Origin of the sequence: Geodermatophilus chilensis (genome assembly GCF_002802985.1) — a bacterium.
GTDB lineage: Bacteria > Actinomycetota > Actinomycetes > Mycobacteriales > Geodermatophilaceae > Geodermatophilus > Geodermatophilus chilensis.
The window spans coordinates 1-1,041 of sequence record NZ_NVPT01000372.1 but is presented as its reverse complement, the minus strand read 5'-3'; the positions used below and the strand labels follow the sequence as shown (position 1 = coordinate 1,041).

Genomic DNA, 1,041 nt, shown 5'->3' with positions numbered 1-1,041 from the left:
AAGATACTGGTGTGTTAGTGTATTAGTTATTGAACTGCGTTACACAGTGCTCCACACGAAGTGAGTCGTCAGCGGCTTCAAGTGTGTATAAGAGACAGCCTGGAGAAGGACCCCGTCCTCCCCACCCCTCGCACGCTCGGGGTGGGCCCCGGGACGGAGCCGGGGACCCTGCAGGAGGGCCGCCGCGCCCGCCGCACCAGCCTGCTCACCACGGGCCTGGTCGCCGGTGCGGTCCTGACCGGCTGCTCGGCCGGTGCCGACGTCCGGGAGTCCGCGGCCACCGGGGCGCCGTCCCCGTCCGCCGAGGCCGCCGCGGCGACCTCGGCCGGCGTCGACCTGACCGCCGGGCTGCTGCCCGCCGAGGCGTTCGGCCCCGACGCGCGGCTGGTCCCGGTGTCCGGAGCGCGGCTGTCCCGGGGCGCGCTCGCCGGGATGGGAGTGCCGGCCGACGTCGAGGTCACCCCCGAGTCGTGCACGGCGGCGCTGCCGGCCCTCCCGGTGCAGCAGCCGCCCGCCGCGGACGACCTGGCCGCGCAGGTCGCCGTCCGGGGGACTGAGTACACCGCCGAGCTGCTGGCCGTGGCCGGACCTGCGGCCGAGCTCGTCGGCCGCGTGCCCGAGCTGGTCGGCTCGTGCCCGCAGGTGACGGTCAGCTCGCCCACGCGCGGCAGCGCCACGGTCGACCTGGCCACCTTCGACGTGCCCGCTCTCGGCGACGCCGCGGTCGGCGTCGCGGTGGAGGTGGTGGCCGACGAGCCCGGCGGTGCGCGGTCCGAGGCCTCCGGGCTGGTCGGGCTGGTGCGCGACGGCGATCGGGTGGTCGCGCTGGCCACCGCCGACCGGGAGGGCGCCGAGCCCGACCGCGCGGCGTTCACCGCGCTGCTCGAGCAGGCGTACGACGCGCAGGCCGCCCTGGACTGAAGAAGGACCCCCCGCCCCCCGCCACCCGCGAGCTCGCGGCGGGACCCCTGCCCCCTATACACATCTCCGAGCCTACGAGACCGTACTAGACCTAGTATGCCGCTCTGTGACTGTAAATAA

Annotated in this window: 1 protein-coding gene; it reads left to right on the top strand. The window is 74.4% G+C overall.

Going from position 1 to position 1,041, the window contains the following annotated elements; translation table 11 throughout:
* The first annotated feature begins 60 nt into the window (after positions 1–60).
* Entirely contained in the window at positions 61–921 is an 861-nt protein-coding gene (locus CNO22_RS27235) for a hypothetical protein (RefSeq protein WP_232807406.1), read from the top strand.
* Positions 922–1,041: the final 120 nt, after the last annotated feature.